General features: G+C 50.5%; 19 protein-coding genes. 4 read left to right on the top strand and 15 right to left on the bottom strand.

The window, feature by feature from the left end; genetic code table 11:
- Positions 1 to 10: 10 nt before the first annotated feature.
- The 8 genes from RAC89_RS23885 to RAC89_RS31760 all read right to left on the bottom strand — a co-directional run bounded on the left by RAC89_RS23885 (position 11) and on the right by RAC89_RS31760 (position 8,551).
- Positions 11 to 1,021 (bottom strand): hypothetical protein, encoded by a 1,011-nt coding sequence (locus tag RAC89_RS23885; protein WP_306616255.1) that lies wholly within the window; start codon positions 1,019 to 1,021, stop codon positions 11 to 13.
- A 39-nt stretch (positions 1,022 to 1,060) separates the two neighbouring features.
- Positions 1,061 to 2,065: a zinc-dependent alcohol dehydrogenase gene (locus RAC89_RS23880; RefSeq protein ID WP_306616254.1), complete on the bottom strand. Its 1,005-nt coding sequence runs from the start codon at positions 2,063 to 2,065 to the stop codon at positions 1,061 to 1,063.
- 101 nt (positions 2,066 to 2,166) lie between these two features.
- Entirely contained in the window at positions 2,167 to 3,075 is a 909-nt protein-coding gene (locus RAC89_RS23875; RefSeq protein ID WP_306616253.1) for a sugar phosphate isomerase/epimerase family protein, read from the bottom strand.
- Positions 3,076 to 3,175: 100 nt separating this feature from the next.
- Complete coding sequence (locus RAC89_RS23870; protein ID WP_306616252.1) at positions 3,176 to 4,327, bottom strand: ROK family transcriptional regulator; 1,152 nt, start codon at positions 4,325 to 4,327, stop codon at positions 3,176 to 3,178.
- A gap of 67 nt (positions 4,328 to 4,394) precedes the next feature.
- Complete coding sequence (locus tag RAC89_RS23865; protein ID WP_306616251.1) at positions 4,395 to 5,570, bottom strand: Gfo/Idh/MocA family protein; 1,176 nt, start codon at positions 5,568 to 5,570, stop codon at positions 4,395 to 4,397.
- A 376-nt stretch (positions 5,571 to 5,946) separates the two neighbouring features.
- Positions 5,947 to 7,413: a sulfatase family protein gene (locus tag RAC89_RS23860; RefSeq protein WP_306616250.1), complete on the bottom strand. Its 1,467-nt coding sequence runs from the start codon at positions 7,411 to 7,413 to the stop codon at positions 5,947 to 5,949.
- 121 nt (positions 7,414 to 7,534) lie between these two features.
- On the bottom strand, positions 7,535 to 8,104 hold the full coding sequence (locus RAC89_RS23855; RefSeq protein WP_306616249.1) for a helix-turn-helix domain-containing protein: 570 nt from the start codon (positions 8,102 to 8,104) through the stop codon (positions 7,535 to 7,537).
- Positions 8,105 to 8,284: 180 nt separating this feature from the next.
- A complete protein-coding gene (locus RAC89_RS31760) occupies positions 8,285 to 8,551 on the bottom strand; it encodes a hypothetical protein (protein WP_373430051.1) in 267 nt (88 codons plus the stop codon).
- Positions 8,552 to 8,726: 175 nt separating this feature from the next.
- Here RAC89_RS31760 and RAC89_RS23845 point away from each other — a divergent pair, with 175 nt between their 5' ends.
- Positions 8,727 to 9,200 carry a YuzC family spore coat inner layer protein gene (locus tag RAC89_RS23845; protein WP_306616248.1) on the top strand — a complete coding sequence of 158 codons (474 nt, stop codon included), beginning with the start codon at positions 8,727 to 8,729 and terminating at the stop codon, positions 9,198 to 9,200.
- A gap of 85 nt (positions 9,201 to 9,285) precedes the next feature.
- Here the strand turns inward: RAC89_RS23845 and RAC89_RS23840 are convergent, their stop codons facing one another.
- From RAC89_RS23840 to RAC89_RS23830, 3 genes are all read right to left on the bottom strand, one after another.
- On the bottom strand, positions 9,286 to 9,957 hold the full coding sequence (locus tag RAC89_RS23840; RefSeq protein ID WP_306617747.1) for an aspartate/glutamate racemase family protein: 672 nt from the start codon (positions 9,955 to 9,957) through the stop codon (positions 9,286 to 9,288).
- Positions 9,958 to 10,074: 117 nt separating this feature from the next.
- Positions 10,075 to 11,910, bottom strand: a complete 1,836-nt coding sequence (locus RAC89_RS23835) for an ABC transporter ATP-binding protein (RefSeq protein ID WP_306616247.1) — start codon at positions 11,908 to 11,910, stop codon at positions 10,075 to 10,077.
- The gene (locus tag RAC89_RS23830; protein ID WP_306617745.1) at positions 11,907 to 13,769 is read right to left on the bottom strand and encodes an ABC transporter ATP-binding protein; all 1,863 of its coding nucleotides are present in this window, start codon (positions 13,767 to 13,769) and stop codon (positions 11,907 to 11,909) included. The genes RAC89_RS23835 and RAC89_RS23830 overlap by 4 nt, the downstream gene beginning before the upstream one ends.
- A 257-nt stretch (positions 13,770 to 14,026) precedes the next feature.
- Here RAC89_RS23830 and RAC89_RS23825 point away from each other — a divergent pair, with 257 nt between their 5' ends.
- The 3 genes from RAC89_RS23825 to RAC89_RS23815 are packed head-to-tail and all read left to right on the top strand — an operon-like array spanning position 14,027 to position 16,183.
- The gene (locus RAC89_RS23825) at positions 14,027 to 14,290 is read left to right on the top strand and encodes a hypothetical protein (protein ID WP_306616246.1); all 264 of its coding nucleotides are present in this window, start codon (positions 14,027 to 14,029) and stop codon (positions 14,288 to 14,290) included.
- Entirely contained in the window at positions 14,280 to 15,638 is a 1,359-nt protein-coding gene (locus tag RAC89_RS23820) for a hypothetical protein (protein WP_306616245.1), read from the top strand. The genes RAC89_RS23825 and RAC89_RS23820 overlap by 11 nt, the downstream gene beginning before the upstream one ends.
- Before the next feature lie 14 nt (positions 15,639 to 15,652).
- On the top strand, positions 15,653 to 16,183 hold the full coding sequence (locus RAC89_RS23815; RefSeq protein ID WP_306616244.1) for an inosine/xanthosine triphosphatase: 531 nt from the start codon (positions 15,653 to 15,655) through the stop codon (positions 16,181 to 16,183).
- A gap of 259 nt (positions 16,184 to 16,442) precedes the next feature.
- On the opposite strand, the gene RAC89_RS23810 is transcribed toward RAC89_RS23815, so the two are convergent.
- Genes RAC89_RS23810 through RAC89_RS23795 form a run of 4 tightly spaced genes read right to left on the bottom strand, consistent with a single transcriptional unit; the run spans position 16,443 to position 20,361 of the window.
- Entirely contained in the window at positions 16,443 to 17,585 is a 1,143-nt protein-coding gene (locus RAC89_RS23810) for a M20 family metallopeptidase (protein WP_306616243.1), read from the bottom strand.
- 18 nt (positions 17,586 to 17,603) lie between these two features.
- A complete protein-coding gene (locus RAC89_RS23805; RefSeq protein ID WP_284645424.1) occupies positions 17,604 to 18,407 on the bottom strand; it encodes an ABC transporter permease in 804 nt (267 codons plus the stop codon).
- A complete protein-coding gene (locus RAC89_RS23800) occupies positions 18,404 to 19,261 on the bottom strand; it encodes an ABC transporter permease (protein ID WP_306616242.1) in 858 nt (285 codons plus the stop codon). The genes RAC89_RS23805 and RAC89_RS23800 overlap by 4 nt, the downstream gene beginning before the upstream one ends.
- Entirely contained in the window at positions 19,258 to 20,361 is a 1,104-nt protein-coding gene (locus RAC89_RS23795; protein ID WP_306616241.1) for an ABC transporter ATP-binding protein, read from the bottom strand. The genes RAC89_RS23800 and RAC89_RS23795 overlap by 4 nt, the downstream gene beginning before the upstream one ends.
- Positions 20,362 to 20,364: the final 3 nt, after the last annotated feature.

Here is a 20,364-nt window from a genome sequence, read left to right as displayed (position 1 = left end):
CTGCAGCCTGTTACTTCAGAAATGTCTTTTCCGGCAGCCTAGCATCCAAGCCCCCAGCTGGGTCGCCCGCCACATCCGGCTCCGCCAATAGTTTTTTGACGTTCTCGAAGCTGTCGGTCGGCAGCCTTGCCCAGAACATGTAGTTCAGGTGAAGCTTTTCCTGCGCTAGCTTTAGATGATCTCGTACCGGGAACGGAATTTCATCGCCGGGAAGTATCGTCACTTGCTCCCCACGGCGTATGGCATTTTGTTTTTTGAGGATGTCCGCATAGTTTTCCGACTGTACAGCCGCGCCAAGCGGAACTTTTCCCGATAACCGAGAATAAAAACGGTAAACGCCTCTTTCCGGATCGTTTACATCACTTACGCCTATCTTACCCGGGTATACGTCCGGCCCTCCCAGACCTACTCCGATTTCCTCCTGGTACTCGATCAGCTCCGGCAAAACGACAGCCGGGAAATTCGTATACTGAATGACCACCGTATTCGGAAACGCTTCGCGCAAGCTTTTCATGAGATACTTCAAGCTCTCGACATATTTAGCATGGGTGTATTCCTCAATGCCTTCCTGCGGGTTGTTAAAATTGTAGTTTGTCGCAGTCTCGGGGAGGTTGATTGCCGCCAGGAACGGGTTGCCGTCAAACTCTTTACCTAGCGCGCGGATGAGCTCGCCGATTCGTTCTCTCACATTTTTATTCCAAACGACAGAATTCAGAGCCCCTACCTTCGAAACCAATGGACTTCCGCCGTATTCCGCACCCTTTACATAGGCAGGAATGATGGAGTGTCCTTTGGTGAAGCCCTTATATTGAAGCTGAATGACAAGAAACTTGCCATGCTTGCCGAGAAACTCCAGATCTTTCTTCACTTCAGTGAAATCGTACTGCCCCTTCTCAGGCTCGAGATCCTTCCATTGATACGCCTTCTGTACACCTTTGAAATTATCCAAGATATACTGCTCCGTGATCCTGTCCGCGCCAATAAATACATAATGGCCCGGCTGCCAATTTCCTTGATTCATTCCTTCTCCTCCTTAGAATCAATCGCTGCCACTAGTCAACTACTTCCATAACAGGGAGACGCCAATGTACTCCTCCGTCTGGTTTTGAAGGCCGTCGTAAGCCTTCAATGCTTCCTCCGGCTTCAGCCGGTGAGAGATGAGCGGTTCTATGTGCAGTCGTCCGGACTGTACCCAATCGAACGTGGTCCGCTGGATCTCTTTCAGCCGGTCGGGGTCGTTAAAGTTAAGCGCACCGCGCAGAGACAACCAGCGGAAATGGATATCGGCCAGCAGCTCGGTCAGATTACCCTCTAACGGCGTTCGCGGCGTCCCGAGGAGCACGACCTGACCGAAGCTCGCCGCAGCCTTCATCGCCTGTCGGATAACGGCGCTGTGCCCGACGGCATCGACTGTGACGGCGCACATGTCTCCCCCGGTAATGTCCCGGATTCGTTCGGTTACCTCTTCGGGTGTCCCATGTACCGTATATGGAATTCCGCACGCCTCGGCCAATTCACGTCTTCTCGCCGCTGGATCGACGCCGATCACACGGCAGCCCATAATTCGGTAAACTTGTGCTGCAAAGTTCCCGACAAGTCCTAGACCGAATACGGCGACCCACCCATTCCGGGGGATGTCGGAGACGTGCAGCGCCGTCGCGGAGATGCTGGCAAGCCGGGTCGCAGCCGCGACCGAAGCATCCATGCCCTCCGGTACCGGCACGAGCAGCTCGCCCGCCTTGGCAATGGTAGCCGAGCCGTGCTTGCCGTGTAGAAATACGCGGGCGCCGGGCTCGAAGCCTCGTACGTTCCGCCCGGTTGCGCGTATGGTTCCGACGCTGGCATAACCGGCCTTCCATGGATAGGCGTTCCACGAGCCTTTTTGATATACCTTCGGTGTCTTTGCTGTCAGGATGGCAAGCTCTGTTCCCGCACTGATAAAGGATGCCTCCGTTTCAATCAGAAGCTCTTGCTCCTTCAGTTGATCCTCGGCCCAGGAAGCTTCATGCAGCTCGACTCGATCCTTATCGACGAATACAATCTGTTTACCCTTCACTTCTATCATACGCTAACCTCCAAAATATAAGCCGATACGACGGTTGCTGCCGTCTTTCAGCCGTTTCATTATGTGCGAAGCATTTAACCGGCTGCACCTTACACTCCAAGTCATCGGATGATTTCTCCGGTCCCCGCCGTCAAGCCTGCGCCGGGAACGCTCTGTAGAAAGCCTGCTGCCAGGCATAATCCTTGCTTGGTTTTCTCCACCGTCCCGCTCCACACCGGATCCTCATGCTCAATGCTAACTGCCGCAGTATAGCCGATCTCATGCAGAGCAGAGAAGAACCGTGTCCAATCGAGCTCTCCCAGCCCGGGCAGCCGGTAGCGCCACCACGTGAAATCGGTAAGAATGCCGGTTCGGCGCAGCCTGTCGCGGTCGATTTCCGTATCCTTCGCATGGACGTGAAAGATGCGTCGACCCAGCTCCCTTATCGGAGCGTATGGGTCCATAAACTGCCATATCAAATGCGACGGGTCGTAAGCAATCCCGAATCGCGGACTGTCCAGACATTCGAACAACAGAGTCCACATTTCCGGGGATATAGCAATATTCCCCATGAGCGGACAGTTCTCCACAGCGATGTTGACACCGTTCTTCTCCGCTGCTTCCAATACACGCCCGAGCCACGATACGACCTCATTCAGGCTGCGCGCCGGCAGCGGCCGTATTGAATCGTACGAATCGTATCTTTCGTTCGTTCGCCTGTTGTTGATCCCCGTAGACGTCACTACTAGAGGAACACCGAGCTTCCCGGCCGTTTCGATTCTTCGAAGCAGCTCGGCGCGATGGGCTTCGGCTTCTTCACGGTCGCTGCTTAGAAAGTTGCGGCAGTAGGTAAGCGCCGCAATTTGCACCTTACCAGCTTCGACCACACGCATGTATGCGCTTTCATCAAGCGGAAGCTTCGGGCCGACCTCCATCGCCTTGAAGCCATGGTTCTGCGCCCATGCCGCCATCTCTTCGATATTATTCATGTTTTCGCCGACAAGAGCGTTTGTGAGAAATGCCAGCTTCATTTGAAACCACCCATGTCTGTTAATTTATTGACTATATTGGTAGAGAGAAACACCGGCGCCGATCGCGCCTCCATCCAATCGACACTATCCGATCACCTCTTCAAGTCGGTTCCCCGAAAAATTCACCGTGCATAGCTAGGGCCGCCGCACTGATCATACCGATCTCCCTGCCGAGCGTTGAAGCCGTAATCTCGATTTGCGAATAACGCATTGTGACTGACCTTTCGCGAACAATTTCGCGGATTTCCTTCAGAAGCGGCAGCTCCTTCGAAGCGAGGCGTCCTCCAATTACGATTCGCTTCACATGGAGCATGTTGAGAAACGAGACGAGTACCTTGCCGATGATACGACCGGTCTCATGCAGCAGCGCAACCGCTTTGGGGTCTTGTTCCCGGTATTTCGAGAGCAATTCGTCCATTTTCGAAAGCCCGAGCGTCTCCAGAATGGACGACTCGGATGCATACCGCTCCAGACAGCCTCGATTGCCGCACCAGCACGGAATTCCGTCGGGTATGTATGTCATATGACCGAAGCCGAATTCTCCCGTTTCCATATAACCGCTGCGGAATATCGTATCATTAATGACCAAGCCGGAGCCGATACCGGTACCGATAAATACGGACATAAAATCGGATATATCTTTGCTGTCTCCGAACATCTTTTCACCAAGCGCCATCGCGCGAACGTTGTTATCGACATAGGCGGGCAGCCCGAAGCGTTCTTCCAGCCATGCCGCCAGCGGGATATGGGTCCAACCGGAGTGAATCCAATTGACTACACCGGTTCGGAAACTGACAAACCCGAAAATACCTGCGCCGATTGCACGAAATATTCTCCCCGGACGATTCGAGATGTAGCGTTCCAGCAGCTCCTGCAGAAGACGAAGGAACTCCTCCGTGTTCAGCGACGATAGCTCATGGACTTCCGGATCCTCGACCTCCCCCTTAAGATTGACAGAGCCGATTTCCAGCCGACGCAAGCTAATGTGCACTCCCAGCACCCAGTATGCATCCGCATTCAACTCCATCCCGATTCGTCTTCGGCCGGTTCCGGAGGCGCTTAGGCTGCCGGCCTCGGTAATCAGATTGTCGTTCATCAGCTCGCGGGTAATGTTGGTAATGGTGGCGGGAGTAAGCTTGGTCAGCTCCGCAATTTCCTGCCGGGATATGAGAGAATGACGAAATAACGTCTGCAGTACCAGGCTGCGATTCATTTGTTTCGTACGGGCGGTATTATGTCCTACTCTTTTCACGGGCTCACCTGTTTTCGATAGTATCAGCTTAATATAGAATGAATCATAATAATTATCCGGCCCGATGTCAAAACGCTTTCATACTCTCGTCGGCACCGCACGGTAAGGAGACCCATGAAGAGTTGCCCTTGGCGCTGTTCAGACATGCGTCGATAAAGCGCAAGCCGTGCACTCCATCCTCGAAGCTGGGATAGTCGAAATCGAGCTCTTCTGGAGGCAAGCCCGACCGCCACTTCCCAATCGCCAATGCATAAGCGCGATACAGATTGGCGAAAGACTCATATGTGCCCTCCGCATGGCCGCCGGGAAGGCGGTTGAATGCCGCGGCCTCAGGATATAGCGGCTCCCTTCCCCGCGCATACAATCGAACCGGTTCGCCCTTCAAACATACACGCAGGTCGTTCGGTTGCTCCTGCTCCCATTCGAGAGTCCCCTTGGAACCTTGTACCCGAATGACGAACCGGTTCTTGCTGCCGATCGCGAGCTTGGTGCACCAATACATCCCATTCGGTCCGCCCTCATACCGGACCAGCAGCTTGGCGTCCGTCTCCAAGCCGTTATCCAGGCCGGCGCCGTTGAACATGGCGCATAAGGAGGAGATGCGCAGCCCCGTCATATAACGGACGGTATGTTCAATGTGGGTACCGATATCGGCTACGGCGAACGATTCCCCCTGAATTTTCGGATCGGTACGCCAGTTGGTTCCTTTCCTGGTAGGATTCGCAATCCCCTCCTGGGCATATTCGGCTACCACACTTCTCAGCTCTCCGATGTCTCCGCGGCGTATCATCTCGCGCGCCTGCTTGATCATGGGGTAACCCGAGTAAGCGTAGGTTACCGCGCAGGGAAGCCCGCGCTCCGCGGATAAGGCTGCCAGTTCCTCTCCTTGAGACAACGTTAAGGCGAGCGGCTTATCACACATGACGGGGATGCCCTGAAGCAGAAATGCCTTCACGATCTCATAATGTGAGTCGTTCGGTGTCACGACGACAACAAAGTCGATGCCATCCTCCCGCTTCGCCTCGCTCACTGCCATCTCTTCGTAGGAAGCATATATACGCGAGTCATGCAGCCCGAGTCTATGTCCGGTAGCCGCATTGTTGTCTTGTCTTCTCGAGAAGCAGCCGGCCGTAAGCTCGCATAGTCCGTCAAACATGGCGCCTTTACGGTGTACGTCAGCAATAAAAGCGCCCTCTCCCCCGCCGACCATGCCGTAACGAATTTTCACCATCTCCAATATCACGCCCTTGCCGCATGAGGGATCGGTAATATGAACCATCCCTCTTTGCACATTTATTAATTAAATGAATTAATTATCTACAAATCCATTATATACCTACTTTGCCGAAAAGCTCAACAGTTTTTTTCTGACGGCCGGGCCCATTTTTACTCCTGTAATGAACTGCGTTCCTATATGTCGGACGTTCAATCTTCATAATAAAGGAACACGATCTTTCCCATAACCCCCTTTCCGAAATGATTGGGAAATAAGTCAATACTCCGTTATTCCGTATATATTACATGTGAATGGTGCTCCCCTAAGCCGGGATATAATGTTATAAAAAATAAAACAGCCCCAAGTGCGGGCTGCTTTACTGCGATTCTTAGTATAAAGGTTTCTAGAAATCCTTGAAGCTTTCCTCACTCCTGCCGGGGGAGACAGGTCTTAATTGTCCGAAGCCTTTGACAGGCGCATATACTCCATCTCTTTCCGGATTCACGTATTTCCCGAACCATTCCCCTAGGCGAACACGCAATGAATGCAGCATATCCTTGCATTGCGGATCGTCAATCCTATTGATTTCCTCGTTCGGGTCGTTACTCAAATCATACAGCTCATGCGGTCCATAGGGATACCGATGCACATATTTCCACTCCCTGGTACGAATCATCCTTACCGGACCGTACTCGTCGTAAATAACGATGTTCTCATGATCAGAGCCGGATTCCCCTTTCAGCAGACCGGCGAAGCTTATTCCCGGAAGCTCCGTTTGCCCGTTGTGCTCAAGCTTCTCAAGTCCCGCATAATCTAATAAAGTAGGGAACAGATCGTATTGGCTTAACAGCTCGGTCCTAACCTGACCTGCGGGTATCTCGCCGGCATGACGGAAGATAGCCGGAACTTTCACTGAGGTATCGAACATATTGAGCGGGAACGTTCCGTTTCCTTTGCCCCATATTCCATGGTGCCCCATGTTCATTCCGTTATCACCCATAAAAATAACCAGGGTATTGTCGTCCAACCCCAGGTGCCCCAGCCGCTCCATGATCCGTCCGATTCCCGCATCCATGGCAGTAATAGACGCGTAGTAGCCTTTAAGAAGCTCCTTGCGCTTCTCTCCAACCCCCTGTGGGCAAGTTCTAGCTTGGTCCGGGTGCAACGGCATTTCGGGAGCCGAATGGAACGGGCAATCGTCATAAAGGGTAACGTATTCCTCCGGGTGCTCCGAACGATCCCAGGGAGAATGCGGTGCCGTATAATGAACGCTCAAATAAAAGGGCTTATCCTCTCCTGCCATTTCACTCAGATATTGCAAAGCATGCTCCGTAATGAAATCGGTAATATACCCTTCTTCGATGCAGATCTTTCCGTCCTTCACGATATCCGGCTTCATATAAGAACAGCCGCCTCGCGCTATCGAGAACCAGCGATCAAATCCTCTATGCGGTACCGCATTGTTGCCCAAATGCCATTTACCGCTTAAAGCGCAGGAATAATTTGCTTGGGCAAGCAGTTCTGTATACGTCGTTTGCCCTTCTAAATAATCGATAGCAACTCGCTCTTCGCCAAACACTTTGTTCGAACGCACATCGTCTTCCAGCTCGCTCTTGGTCACATTGCCTGAGCGAATCCAATCGTGCACGCCATGCTGGGACGGGATACGCCCTGTCATGATCGAAGCGCGCGCAGGCGAACAGACCGGAGATGCGCAGAAGAAATTGTCGAACCGAACGCCTTCCGCCGCCAACCGATCCAGGTTCGGAGTGCGAATCTCATTATTACCCGCACTGCCGAGTGCCCAGGCACCCATGTCGTCTGCTAATATAAACACGATATTAGGCCTTTTGTTTTTCAATTCCGGCATGTTAGATGACCTCCTGATTTCTCTTTAATTAATTAAAAAATTCAATTACCTTAATTATAGTTCAATGCAGTTGAATTTCAATACAAAAAAACAGAGAGATGTTCAGCTTCAAAACACCCCTCTACTCTTCCTCCCGATTCTCCGGATGGGTCTCGCCCGTATCGGCAAACACAGCTAAATATTTCACTTCCTCGGTTATGGGAACCAGCGTATGCTCTTCCAGTGAATTAAAGTAAACGCTATCCCCCGGCAGCAGCGTGTATTCCACAGCACCTACTTTATATCTCATTTGCCCTTCCAGCATGTAAACGAACTCGTGGCCGGTGTGAGAAAACACATGCTGTTTGATTTCATCCTTACGAGCATGGAAAAGAAACGGCTGCATCAGCTTGTCCTTCAATTCCGGCGCGAAGGTGTAGAAGGAGTAGCCCTTGTTCGTGGAGATCAGGTTCCCCTCAATGGCATCCTTCTTCGTAAGAACGGTACCCACCTGTTCGTTCTCGCCTAACAGATCCGATACCCGTACCCCTAATGCATTGGCTATTTTGACCAATGTGGAAATCGGGGGCGTTGTTTTGCCGTTTTCAATTTTGGAAAGCAGACTGTTCGTAAAACCGCATACCTGTGCGATTTCATTCAGCGTCCTTCTTTGTGACTTGCGGAAGTACTTAATCCGTTTGCCCAACTCCATTGTCAGCAACCTCTTTATTAGCATTTTGTTTATAACTATAATTCAACACTGCGGGAAGTTCAACCTTACCTCAAAATTATACCCGTTGAGGAAGCCTATCGGGAACTGCGGAGCTGCCCCTGCTTGATAAAAGTTCCGCGGCAATGCCCTTCTCGCACTGGAGGCATTGGCGCTTTCGGCTTAGCCTCTTTTTCGCAGCAGCCATTTTCCCGCCACATAAAGCCCAAGCCCCGCAGCAGCTACGAGCAAGGCCTCCACTGCTCGTCCATAGGAACCAAGCTGAACACCGAAGCTCGTCTTCGACTGGAGCGAATCGACCGAAGCATAGCTGTTGATGATATTGGGTACATAATACATCGTAACGATCATACCTGAGACGATACGGACTCCATAATAAAGCACGATCACTCCGAGTACAAAAAACAAACCGGGAAATAACTTTTTCATCTGGACACCTCCTATTCCAGTTATAAGCAACCCGCAGCGAGGTTTCATCTGCGGGTTATTTGTCTATTTTATTTTGTGCCGCCTATTTCCCCACCGCCTCGAACCCTTATGACAAAAGCCCATACAATACATAATGAAATCTCTGCACCATTTTATAAAATGGAGGATCAATTCGATGGGCATTCACGGACATTTGGGAAGTGTTGGGCACTTGGGCAATCCGTTTTTGGGCGTTACCTTTGAAACTCCTTACTTTACTCCTTCCCCTCATTATATGCCCTTCCCTTATTATAGTCCTTCCTTTACCCCGCAGCTATTCCAGGCAAATATCATATCCCTCGGACAATTACGGCCTTATCCCGCGATAGACATCTCAACCTTCGAGCATTCGGTAGCCGCCTTTCAGAGAATGGTTTCCGATGCAGGCGCTATCCTTACCAAGTTTGCCGAACCGCAGTATGCTCGCAATTTGATGGAAGCAGCACAAATGGGGAATCGCCAGGAAGTGGACCGATTAATTAAATCAATAGGAACAAGCGCACCCGTTACAACGCAATACACTCCAACGGGGGTTTTACTCACCATTCACGCCCAAGCTCAAGCTTCTAAATGCTGTACATTAACGATGTACCTTAGATGGGGTCAATAGGCTCTACCCGATCCCCGGCATGCGAAGGTTTCCCCACAGGAAACCTCCGTGCTGTGCAAGGTTGGTGAGCTATTTCACTCCGGGGTTACTTGCCGCCGATTAGAATGTTATCCATATGCGCAACCAATGAATGTAAAGGATTTCCGATGGTTACACCGAACTCCCGCTCCACATTCCTCGCCGTATCTACCATGGATAATTGAGCAACAGAAACTCTCTTGTTATTTTCCGAGACCAGTACGTCTCTTATGTACTTAGATACTTCTTGCTCATACTGCTCTTTGTTCCCTTGCATGATGAGCTCGAATGTATTCTCTATAACACGTACCTCAATATGGCTTGTTGGCTTATGGTACGCAGCAGCAAATTGATGCAGCCTTCTCATGGTTCCTTCGACGGTTGCCGGGTTGGTGAATAATAAGATTTGCGCTTCGGCTATATCACAGACATAACGGAAAAAAGGCTCATCAATTTTTATTATTGGGATCGTCGTATGAAGTCGGCTTTCATCAAGGAGAGCAATGTAATTGGTGCACGTAATAAGAATCGCATCAACATTGGATTGTACTATCCATTCCATTTGTTCGATGACTTTGTTTTTCGCCGCTGTTTCATCAAAATGTTGATCTGCTAGAATTCTATTCATCAAACCGGGATCCACAAAATGTACCATTTCCCACTCATCGGATGCCATAGCAGTTTGAATATACTCAATATTGGAATAATGGGCGTGCAAGCAGCCTATTTTTCTCTTCATTTGGTCATCACCCTTTTCTGATAGCAAATCATCCGGACCCACCTCTCCATGATAGCACATTCCGCCGGAAAACTGCCCGTTCGGTGACCGTTGTTCACTTGTGAGATACGTTTTTTGCTAGCTTGTTAATTCCTCTTTATACCACTGGGCCTGGGCCACGTACATGGATGTATAGTGACCGCCCTTGGCAAGCAATTGTTCGTGAGTCCCATCTTCTACGATTTCTCCATTATCAAAAACCAGAATGCGATCCACCAAGGCGGTAATACCCATGCGATGTGACACTAATATCGTTGTTTTATTTTCGGTAAGATCGGTAAAGTCCCGATATAATTGTGCTTCGGAAACGGGGTCAAGCGCCGCGGTAGGCTCGTCCAAAATCATGATCTTCGCCTTTTCTTTAAATAATGCTCTAGTAATCGCAATCTTCTGCCATTCTCCGCCCGATAAATTATTTCCTCTCTCACTGAACGCTCCGACCAGTTCATCCATTCCCTCCGGCTGCGCTGCAATAAACGAATAGGCATTTGCCCTCTTTGCCAGCCGTTTCAGCTCCTCATCCGTAACGGAGCGGTCGGAATCCGATATCGTAATGTTGTTGCGAATCGAGGTTTCGTATCTTCCGAAATGTTGAAAAACGACCGAGATCGCATTGCGCACCGTTGATAACTGATTACGGACATCGATCCCATTGACTTTAACCTGTCCGGCCGTTGGTTCATGCATTCCGCATAACAAATTGATAAATGTAGACTTTCCGGACCCATTTTTCCCGACAATTGCAATTTTTTCCCCGTGCTTGATGGTTATATGAATATTTTTAAGCGTCTTTCCCGTTGAGTTCGGATAGGCAAAATCCACATGGTCAAATACAATGTCCGCACGTTCAAGCAGCGCCGGCTTCTCTTCCAGCTTTTCCCTTGGGGTATCCTGTAATTGAAAGAAGTCTCGCATATACTTTATGTCGCTGATAAATTGGGCGGCCCCGGCAAATAATTTCGTGGTCGTCGTTTGCAGCTGTGCAGACAAAGTAAACACAAGCATAAAGATGCCTAGCCCTATGGCAGGGTCACTGTAGATCTGCTTCGCAACCATTAGTAAAATACCAATATAAACAACGTTCCGTAAAATATCCGCAATCGAGTTATAGAGGAGATGCTTCTTGGTCACTGCATTCTTTTTACTTAAATAGTCCTTCGAGACCTTGCGCCATTTCTCTTTAATCCATGGATAAATCCCATAAAATCTAACATCATTCAACGATTTGCATTGCTCATTGGCACCGGATGCCATATAAAACAGATGTACGGACATCGCGCCTTCCTTCATACTTTTCGTCTTTTCCTTATACTCCTCATCCTTTAGAATCATGGAAAGTATGACGGCGGGGATACAGGCTAATAGCAGAATGGCAACAATCCAAGCGCTAACCCCCATCAGTACAGTGACAATGCTTAGGAAAGCAGCCAATTGTTGAAGGATAACGATACTTTGCTGCATGCTTGCCGCAACCCGCGCCCCTCCGAACATTTCGGCAAAAGCCAGCTTTTCCCGAAAGTCCCCATCGTTTTCGATGTATTTGTATTGTACCCGGCTAGCACACTCCATGATGGCATTTTTTATATATTTGGTTGTGAGCTGACGATCCACCTCTGAATAATAATCATGTGCGAATGTGTACGCAGTCTGAAGCAAATATAGGCTTATCAGGATAATGAACATGACAAGCGCCTTACTGACCGTCTCTTGGCCTTGAGAGATCATTTGAACATGGTCCGTAAACCGCTGAAGAGAGCCTGCTATCCAAACCGGCATAAATGCCATAATAAAGCCTAACATTTGAATGAACAAGGACATTTTACTCTTCGTACGAAGGCTTACCGCTAACGCGCGCCATGATATGTGTACCCATTGAGTCAGCTTTAGCGATTCATTGGTTTCTAACTGAGTCATGTTCTAGCCCCCTTACCTTGCTCGTGACTGGCTGCAGCAATCTCACTGTTTTCTTGGTCATACCATTGGGCTTGTTCTCTGAATAAATGGGCGTACAAACTATTCTTTCTCATTAATTCCTCATGAGTGCCGTCTTCGACAATGCTGCCGTTATCCATCACCAAGATGCGGTCAGCCAAGCGGGCAAAGCCAATCCGATGCGATACCAGAATCGAGGTTCTTGCCTTTAATTTTTCCTTTATATAATAGAATTGTTCCATCTCAGCGATAGGGTCAAGCATCGAGGCCGGCTCGTCGAAAATCATTACTTCTTTGTCGCTCATGTGGGTACGGGCTACAGCAACACGCTGTCCCTCGCCCCCCGAGAGAACCGCCCCCTCTTTATCTACTTGCTTACCGAGAAGATGATTCAAGCCCTTCCTCAGCTTTAGGATAAGACCGGCTGCGCCGCCTTTCTCCATAGCAATTTTTATTTTATTATCGTTGGCGATGTCCTTTACATTACCGATTCCTACATTCTCCCCAAGCGTTAAATGAAACAAATAAAAATCCTGAAAAAACACACCGATCTTCTCCGTCACAAAATCTTTACGGTAATCCGAATGCGATCTCCCCATAAACTTAACTTCCCCTGCTGAAGGCCGATAGAGCCCTAATAAAACCTTAATAAGGGTCGTTTTCCCGCTGCCGTTCCCCCCTACCAAAGCCACCGTTTCCCCTTGCCGGATTTGGAATGTAATATTTTGGAGAACCGGTTTATCTTCGGTATAGGTGAAGGACATATCTTTTACCTCGAAGCAAACATGAGGATCAAGCGCAGTGCCGGCCTTCGACTGATCCTCCTCTACATCGTTCTTAACGTTGCTCACAAAGAACCGCCTCTGTATGTCCAAGCCGTAGAGCCCGTAATCCAGCTGCTGATAGCTTTTGGAAATCGTAGAGACGGAATCGGCAATATTGATACAGAGTGTAAAAATCATCAACAGTACATCGGGACCCATCTTGCCGTCAGCAACCTGGTATAAGGAGTAGACCAGCATGAGAACCATGAACAAATAAAACCCGGCTTTACTAAAGAACGTTAGCTGCGCTATGTCGTATGCTCGACGTTTCCCGCTTACCTCTATACCCTGATAGGCGTTCGCCCATTCGCGTTTGATTTGTTCCGCAGAATTAAAAATTCTCGTTTCCTTTGACGTATCTCCATGCTGTACCAGCTTTTCGAAATAGTCCGCCTTACGAAGCATCTCCCTCATTTCCTTCCATGCAACACGTGATTTCCCGGAAAGGGCGGAATTGAGGTAAATAACAACTACAATAAAAAGACAGGTGACGAAAAATATAAATTGAGATACAACAAAGGCAACGGCCAGCAGGGAGACAATGGAGGCCAGCCTTGCAAGAAGCGCACACCCGGAGCTCATGAGATCGGTGAGGGAGCCGCAGCGTGTGATTGCTGCAAAATATTCATCCTTTACCTTCTTTTTCATCATTTCCGATAGCCCTATACGTTGTGCGCTATCCATCATATACTCCTCCAGCCCCAAATAGTAGGAGTCATACATCACCATATAAAGAAATCCGTCGTTCATTCGAGCTGAAAGGCCGGATACGGTCAGAATGATTCCCAGCAGGACAATATCCGTTGTCACCGTTGAAAAGTCTCCCGTTCCGGTAGAAAGAAATGCTGATAAATTAGCAATGATATTCCGATTATAAAACAGGGCCACTGCAGGCAGTACAGCTATTCCAACGTTAAGGATCGTCCAGAACAGAAACATTTTTTTATCGATCCTCCAAGCAAGCGTACATCCCCACTGTGCCGCCAGCAGTTTGTTTTTGATGCTGTCCGTATTCATCAATTTCACAAGCATCCCCTTTTCGGTAGTATGAATAAAAAAAGATAACTAAAACTACCCTCTTAAAGGTAGTTTTAGTTATCTTGGGTTTTCTCCATTTTCTCATCCCGTGCAGATAGACTAAAAGGTTTGGTTTTTACCATATTAATACATTTATTATAAATTCACAACTACTATTTCAATTGCTTGAGTGTTTCTCTCCTCCGTCAGCGTAGTAAGATAGGAAGGAACCTTTATAGGAACAACAGGAGGAAATCATGACCATTCGGGAGGACCATGTGCTTCAGGAGCTTCGCCGTCGATCTCCCCAAGCTCTCGAGCTTCTTATGAATGAGTATAGCGGGGTACTGTATTCCTTGGCCTCGAGAATTATGAACTTTCTATATGAACGGTTGGAAGCTATCGCAGAACGTTACGGCATGACCAAGGAGGCCGTCGAGAATCGGCTCTATCGCAGCAGAGTCCAGCTTCGCAGCAAGCTGAGTCTATGGTTTAAGGAGGAGACCTCCCATGATGGATAGAAAGGAACGTGAAGTCAGGAACCTGCTGGATCGGCTCGATCCTAGGGCGGTACGCAGCATGTCAGGTGTATCGGAAAGCAGCGAAGCTCCGCTCGATGCGGACATTTTGGAAAGAATCAAGCAGAGGACGAAGGGCAAGCTGGAGCTGCAGTACATGGCAGCAGCAACATCGAAAAAACGTAAGCGTGGCTGGGCAATCGCCGCCGCCTGCGTCCTTTTCCTTTCCGCTTCAGCCATTGCAAGCACAACTAACGTAGGAGCAGAGCTGCGAAAGGTGCTGCAATTTCTGCCGGGGCTTGGGATCGTAACGGAAACACCTGTTGATCAAACGACTCTTGTACTCGGGAAGCCTTATGTTCATCGCTTCGGGGCTAGCGAGATTTCCGTGGATGCCGTGGCGGTTACCGGCGATCAAGTACTGGTTCAGCTTTCCGGCAGTAACAGCGCATCCGCCGAGTACATTCAGCTTAAAATAGAGGACGGTGCGAGCTACTCATTAAAATTTTCAACTCTCACCCATTCGGGCTCCTGGATCGGTACCTACTATTATCAGGGCAGTTTACCGGTACATGAAGGCTCGAGGATCACCCTAGTGATTGGTGACCAAGAAGTTGGGCCATTAACGCTTATTCCGGCTACTCAGGGCGAGGATATGAGTAAGATCGGGAGCAGCGACACACAGCAGGATATCACTATTACGGCAGTTACAACGCCCCTCAGTGATGGCTGGACCAAAGTGAATTTCCTCTCCCGGCTTCCGGGAAATCGGCGAATTCAGAGCTATGGCGCACAGCCGATCACTCCGGAGGAACGCCTTCTCATTACGGACGCCGACGGGAAGGAAGCGGAGATAAAGGTTGACCATTATGGCTTTCTGCTGCAAAATGAAGCTGTATATCGTGATCCTTCCGCAGGAAAGCAGCCGCATACTCTCACGCTTCCATCCGTGTTAGTAGTTAACCCATCGGCTGAATGGCGGAAGGTGACCCTTCCGGTTCCTGAGACAGGTGCCGTTGTGATTCAAGAAAGTGTAACGCTTGACGGGTTTCCCGTTCAATTCACAAAAGTAGAACGCAGTCTGGAGGGCGGCGTACTCATCGAAGTCGATCTGGGCTTTGATATGAATAAGACTGCAGCACTCCAGACGGTGAAGATCGATAGAAGGCAGCCTGAGGATAACGGATACAGCTGGAGCGTTCATGAGGACAGCCTAGCGATGAAGAGTATTCACTTGCCAGCGGAGCCAAAGGCAAAAAGCATCACGTTTTATATTGGGGAGCCCCAAGTGGTCATCCGAGGACCATGGCGGATTCCGCTGGTCCCTCCTCCCCCTCTAAGTAATGAATAGGAGTGTGCAAAACCATGCATGGAAAAGAGCCGATCTATGCGCTCGGTACAACCAATCAAGCGAAACGCTCGGCCGTCGTGATGGCTACGGGTGCCGAGCCAATCTGTAAGAGCGTTCCTTCCGGCGTATCCGATCAGCCCATGACGGAGCAGGAAACCATACAAGGCGCCGTTAACCGGGCGAAACGGGTACTGGAAGCCGTCCCCGGTGCGAACATAGGTCTTGGTCTGGAGGGCGGGCTCACCTATGACGATGTGCATACGAATCAGTGGTACCTCTTCTCAGTGTGTGCCGCTTGGGACGGCAAGCAGCTGTATCTGGGCAAAGGATTGTACTTCCCCATTCCTCATGCGATTGGGGAGAAGCTGAAGCGCGACAACCTGGAGCTCCGTCATGTAATCGACGAATTAAGCGGAACAACTGGGAGCAATCATCAGGAAGGAGCATACGGCTTGTTTACCGGTGGCCGTATTACTCGTGCGGCTATTTTCAGTGAAGCAGTCATTGCCGCATTAACGCCGTTCCAATCCCCGTTCTATCGGTAACGGGCAGCTCGAGAGTAATAACGGGTTTTCGGGGACTTATTTTCTGGCGTAATAATGGTTTTTCGCAAGTAAGAGATTCTGAGGGACTTATTCGAAGGGATGCCGGAATTAACGCGGTTTTCGGAGAAAATTTGTGGATATAACTCCCTCAAAATCCGTTAATGACCATACGCCTATCCAAACCGACATAATTACGGATCCATAATCCGTTAACGCACAAAACAAGGACAGTCCGCACCTTCCGGACTGTCCTTGTTTCTTAACAACGTTCGATTAATCGCGCCAGTAAAGCGCCGCGAACCGGGATCTCGTCCACCTGCACATACTCCAAAGGAGAATGCGCGTGATCTCCCCGTGCTCCCAGGCCATCTAACGTAGGCGTACCGACTGCAGCTGTGAAGTTTCCGTCGCTTACACCGCCTGTTGACGTTTCCTCCAATATGAAGCCGAGTTCATCCCGTGCAATTTCTTGAGCCAGTGCGAACAACGCTTCCGTTCCGGAGGTGCGCTCCATAGGAGGGCGTCTCATGCCGCCTGTGATTTGCACATGGGCATCCGGCAAACTCGCCTTCAGCCCGGTCAGCTCTTTCTCAAGCCGCAGGGCTTCTTCCAGCGTCGAAACCCTTACGTCAATCTCAGCTTCCGCATGATCTGCAACGACGTTGGCGCCGATCCCCCCTCGAACGACTCCGACGTTAATCGTTGTCCCCAGGGCGTGGTCGGTCATCCCATGCAGCAATTGAACCTTCCTTGCAAGCTCCTCGATCGCGGACACGCCAAGCTGCGGGTTGACTCCGGCATGCGCCGAGCGGCCCGTTACCGTCAGCTGGTAACGACCGCTTCCCTTACGTGCCGTCTTCAGCGCACCGGTCGGCTCCATCGGGGGCTCCAGCACGAACGCCGCCTTCGCTCCCCTTGCCGCCTCCTCAATAAAAGCGCGCGAGTTCGGACTGCCGATCTCTTCGTCGCTGTTCATCAGAAGAACGACCCTTTTATTCACAGGGAAGCGACCCGTATCCTGCAGCGCCTTGATCGCGAAGATCGCTTGCAGCAACCCTGCTTTCATATCATAAACACCGGGACCGAATACCTTCCCGCCTTCGTTCCGAAACGGTCTCCGCTCCGCTTCCCCAAGCGGCCATACCGTATCGTAATGCCCGACCAGAAGGATCCGGTCAGGTCCGCCGCCTACCTCGCACAGCAAGCGATCGCCGGCAACGGGGTGGCGGTCACGCCGGACGCTGCCCCCGGTCAGTCTTACAAACTGCTGGGTGTACCAGTCGGCCATTAGATCGTTGTGGAGCTTGCTTTGCGAAGGGGAATCCATATTGACGCTTTCCTCAAGCAGCCGAAGCAGCTCCGGTAGATATAGTTTATACTGCTCTATCATAGATGTGGACATGAAGGTAATGCAGCTCCATTAATGGGAATGCGAATTGGAGCCGAACAAGCGGTCCAAGCCATACACGCGTTCCAAGAGAATGATGAAAACTAAGCTAAGTAAAATAACAACCGACGATATCGAAGCTACGAGCGGATCCAACGTTTCCTGCATATAGCTGAAGATAGCCAGTGGCAGCGTCGTTGTCGTCGGAGAAACCAGGAAGAGCGAAACCGTCACATTATCAAAAGATGTCAGAAAAGCGAAGATCGCTCCGGACATAATGGCCGGTTTAATCAACGGCAGCGTAATGTCCCGAAATACATGGAACGGTTTGGCCCCCATGATATAAGCTGCCCGCTCCAGTGTGTAATCGAAGGAGCTGAGCCCGGTCAGTACAAGCCGAACCACGTACGGGATCGAGATCAGCACATGGGCCAGCAGCAATCCGATGAAGGTGCCGGCGAGCCCGATCCGGGTAAAAAACAGGAGCGCCGCAATACCGATAATGAGCGCAGGCACGGTTAGCGGCGAGAGTAGCAATCCGTTAATCATGCCGCTGCCCCGGAATTTATACTTATGCAAGGCAATTCCGGCCAGCGTACCAAGAATGGTCGAGATGACCGCCGTGAGCGCCGCGAGCTGCAGACTGAACAAGAACGAATCGACAAACTCAGGGCGATCGAAGATTTTGACGTACCATTGAAAGGAAAAGCCTACCGGCGGGAACGACAAATATTTCACTGAGGTCAGAGACGTCGGTATGATGACAAGCAAAGGTGAGATAATGAACAGCACGACAAAAAACGTAATGACTCCCAGCGGACTGAATTTCCGGCTCATGAGGAGAACACCTCCTTATAACGCTTCGTCTCCACAAGGCGGGTAAACAAGGTGACCAGCACAATCGTGGAAGCGAGCAGAAGGAAAGCGAGCGCCGCTCCCAGCGGCCAATTCAGCTGGGCCATTACCTTCTCATAGGTAATCACCGGCAGTACCTTCACGCTGGTTCCCCCCATTAATGCAGGGGTGACAAAAGCACTCATCGACAAGCTGAACACCAATGTCGTCCCCGCCACCATTCCCGGCAGCGTAAGCGGAAGGGTTACCGTGAAGAAGGTGCGCAGCCTTCCGGCCCCCAGTATGCTGGCTGCCTTGTATAAGGAGCCGTCGATCTGATAAAGACTTGTTGCAATCGCCAGGATCATGTAGACGATAAAGGAATCCGTTAATCCGATCACTACGCCCAGCTCGTTATAAAGCAGCTTGAGCGGCTTGTCGATCAAGCCGAGCTTAAGCAAGGTTTCGTTTACCCAGCCTTTGTCCCCGAGAATGACCACCCAGCCGAAGTTACGGATGACGACGCTCACCAGATGGGGAGAGATAATCAAGAAGGTAATGATTCCCCTCATCTTGCCTGTCGTTTGGGCCATATACATCGCAACCGGGTAGCCCAGCAGGAAGCATGCTGCCACGGTAAGCAGGCTTAGCTTGATCGTGCGCCATAGGATTTGCAGGTAATACGGATCCTTAACCAGCAATACATAATTTTCGAAAGAAAAGGCTTCGTGCTTGTCCTGAAAGCTAAGCAGAAGGATGTACAGCATAGGAAGCAGGAAAACGCCCAGAATCACCGCGAGCCCGGGAGCAAGCAGCAGGAGAGCCGTTCGTGCCCCGCGGCTTTGTCCTTGATTCATCGCTCGTTCCCCTTCCTTGCAAATACAAATACATCCTCGGACTTCCATTGCAGGAAGACCGTTGAACCTGCAGTGAGGCCGGCGTCTTCATTCCCGGTTTCGATTCGAACGGTCAGCACGTCGCCACCGACTTCAACCTCGCATTCCGTGTAAGCTCCAAGGAAGGAGGTCAGCTTTACCGTCCCCTTAACCTGATTAGCGCTCTCAGCAGCTGTATCCGCCACCACCAGCCGGATCTTCTCCGGTCTTACATAGATGGATACAGGCTGGTTCCCGGTAAACGTTCGTCCCCTAGCCGGTGCCTGCAAGGTGAAGCCCGCTTCTGTCCTCAGCAGCAGCTGCTCTCCTTCCGATTTCAGCAAAGTGCCCGGCATTCGATTGGACTTGCCGATGAACGTATGTACGAACTCCGAAGCAGGGCGGTTATAAATGTCCCATGGCGTGCCGATCTGCTCTACCTTGCCATGATCCAGCACCACGATCCGGTTGGATAAGTATAAAGCTTCCTCCTGATCGTGCGTAACGAAAATCGTCGTAACCCCGATCTCCTGCTGAAGACGTTTCAGTTCATCCCTCAGCTCCTCGCGAAGCTTCGCATCCAAATTGCTTAGCGGTTCGTCGAGCAGCAGCAGGGAAGGCTCCGTCACTAGCGCACGGGCAATAGCGATACGCTGGCGCTGGCCGCCGGAAAGCTGCTTCGGGTAACGGTCGGCTACATGGGGCAGCTTGACTAGCTCCAGTACCTTGCGTACGCGTTCGGCAATCTCCGCCTTGCCAACCTTACGGAGCTTTAACCCGTAGGCCACATTCTCAAAAATAGTCATATGAGGGAAAAGCGAATACGTCTGGAACACCATACCGAGCTCGCGCTTGTTGGAAGGTACGCCGTTCATCCGTTTGCCCTTGATGAGAAGGTCGCCTTGGTCCGGCTCCAGGAAGCCTGCGATCATGTTAAGCGTAGTTGTTTTCCCGCACCCGGAAGGACCGAGAAAGGAGATGCATTCCCCTTTCTCAATCTGCAGGTTGAAGCTGTCAACGACCACGTTGTCTCCGAATTTTTTCTGAATATTGACGAGTTCTACATCTATGCTTCTACTCACTAG

Source organism: Paenibacillus sp. GD4, from assembly GCF_030846225.1.
Taxonomy (GTDB): Bacteria; Bacillota; Bacilli; order Paenibacillales; family NBRC-103111; genus Paenibacillus_G; species Paenibacillus_G silviterrae.
Note: the sequence above shows the minus strand (reverse complement) of the source record. Positions and strands in the feature narration are given on the sequence as shown.

Excerpts from the sequence above, each read along its gene's own strand:
- RAC89_RS23840 (WP_306617747.1), bottom strand. The coding sequence starts at position 9,957 with ATGAAGAGAAAAATAGGCTGCTTGCACGCCCATTATTCCAATATTGAG.
- RAC89_RS23855 (WP_306616249.1), bottom strand. The coding sequence starts at position 8,104 with ATGGAGTTGGGCAAACGGATTAAGTACTTCCGCAAGTCACAAAGAAGG.
- RAC89_RS23860 (WP_306616250.1), bottom strand. The coding sequence starts at position 7,413 with ATGCCGGAATTGAAAAACAAAAGGCCTAATATCGTGTTTATATTAGCA.
- RAC89_RS23800 (WP_306616242.1), bottom strand. The coding sequence starts at position 19,261 with ATGAATCAAGGACAAAGCCGCGGGGCACGAACGGCTCTCCTGCTGCTT.
- RAC89_RS23875 (WP_306616253.1), bottom strand. The coding sequence starts at position 3,075 with ATGAAGCTGGCATTTCTCACAAACGCTCTTGTCGGCGAAAACATGAAT.
- RAC89_RS23820 (WP_306616245.1), top strand. The coding sequence starts at position 14,280 with ATGATGGATAGAAAGGAACGTGAAGTCAGGAACCTGCTGGATCGGCTC.
- RAC89_RS23845 (WP_306616248.1), top strand. The coding sequence starts at position 8,727 with ATGGGCATTCACGGACATTTGGGAAGTGTTGGGCACTTGGGCAATCCG.
- RAC89_RS23835 (WP_306616247.1), bottom strand. The coding sequence starts at position 11,910 with ATGACTCAGTTAGAAACCAATGAATCGCTAAAGCTGACTCAATGGGTA.
- RAC89_RS23830 (WP_306617745.1), bottom strand. The coding sequence starts at position 13,769 with ATGAATACGGACAGCATCAAAAACAAACTGCTGGCGGCACAGTGGGGA.
- RAC89_RS23810 (WP_306616243.1), bottom strand. The coding sequence starts at position 17,585 with ATGTCCACATCTATGATAGAGCAGTATAAACTATATCTACCGGAGCTG.
- RAC89_RS31760 (WP_373430051.1), bottom strand. The coding sequence starts at position 8,551 with ATGAAAAAGTTATTTCCCGGTTTGTTTTTTGTACTCGGAGTGATCGTG.
- RAC89_RS23885 (WP_306616255.1), bottom strand. The coding sequence starts at position 1,021 with ATGAATCAAGGAAATTGGCAGCCGGGCCATTATGTATTTATTGGCGCG.
- RAC89_RS23805 (WP_284645424.1), bottom strand. The coding sequence starts at position 18,407 with ATGAGCCGGAAATTCAGTCCGCTGGGAGTCATTACGTTTTTTGTCGTG.
- RAC89_RS23815 (WP_306616244.1), top strand. The coding sequence starts at position 15,653 with ATGCATGGAAAAGAGCCGATCTATGCGCTCGGTACAACCAATCAAGCG.
- RAC89_RS23880 (WP_306616254.1), bottom strand. The coding sequence starts at position 2,065 with ATGATAGAAGTGAAGGGTAAACAGATTGTATTCGTCGATAAGGATCGA.
- RAC89_RS23825 (WP_306616246.1), top strand. The coding sequence starts at position 14,027 with ATGACCATTCGGGAGGACCATGTGCTTCAGGAGCTTCGCCGTCGATCT.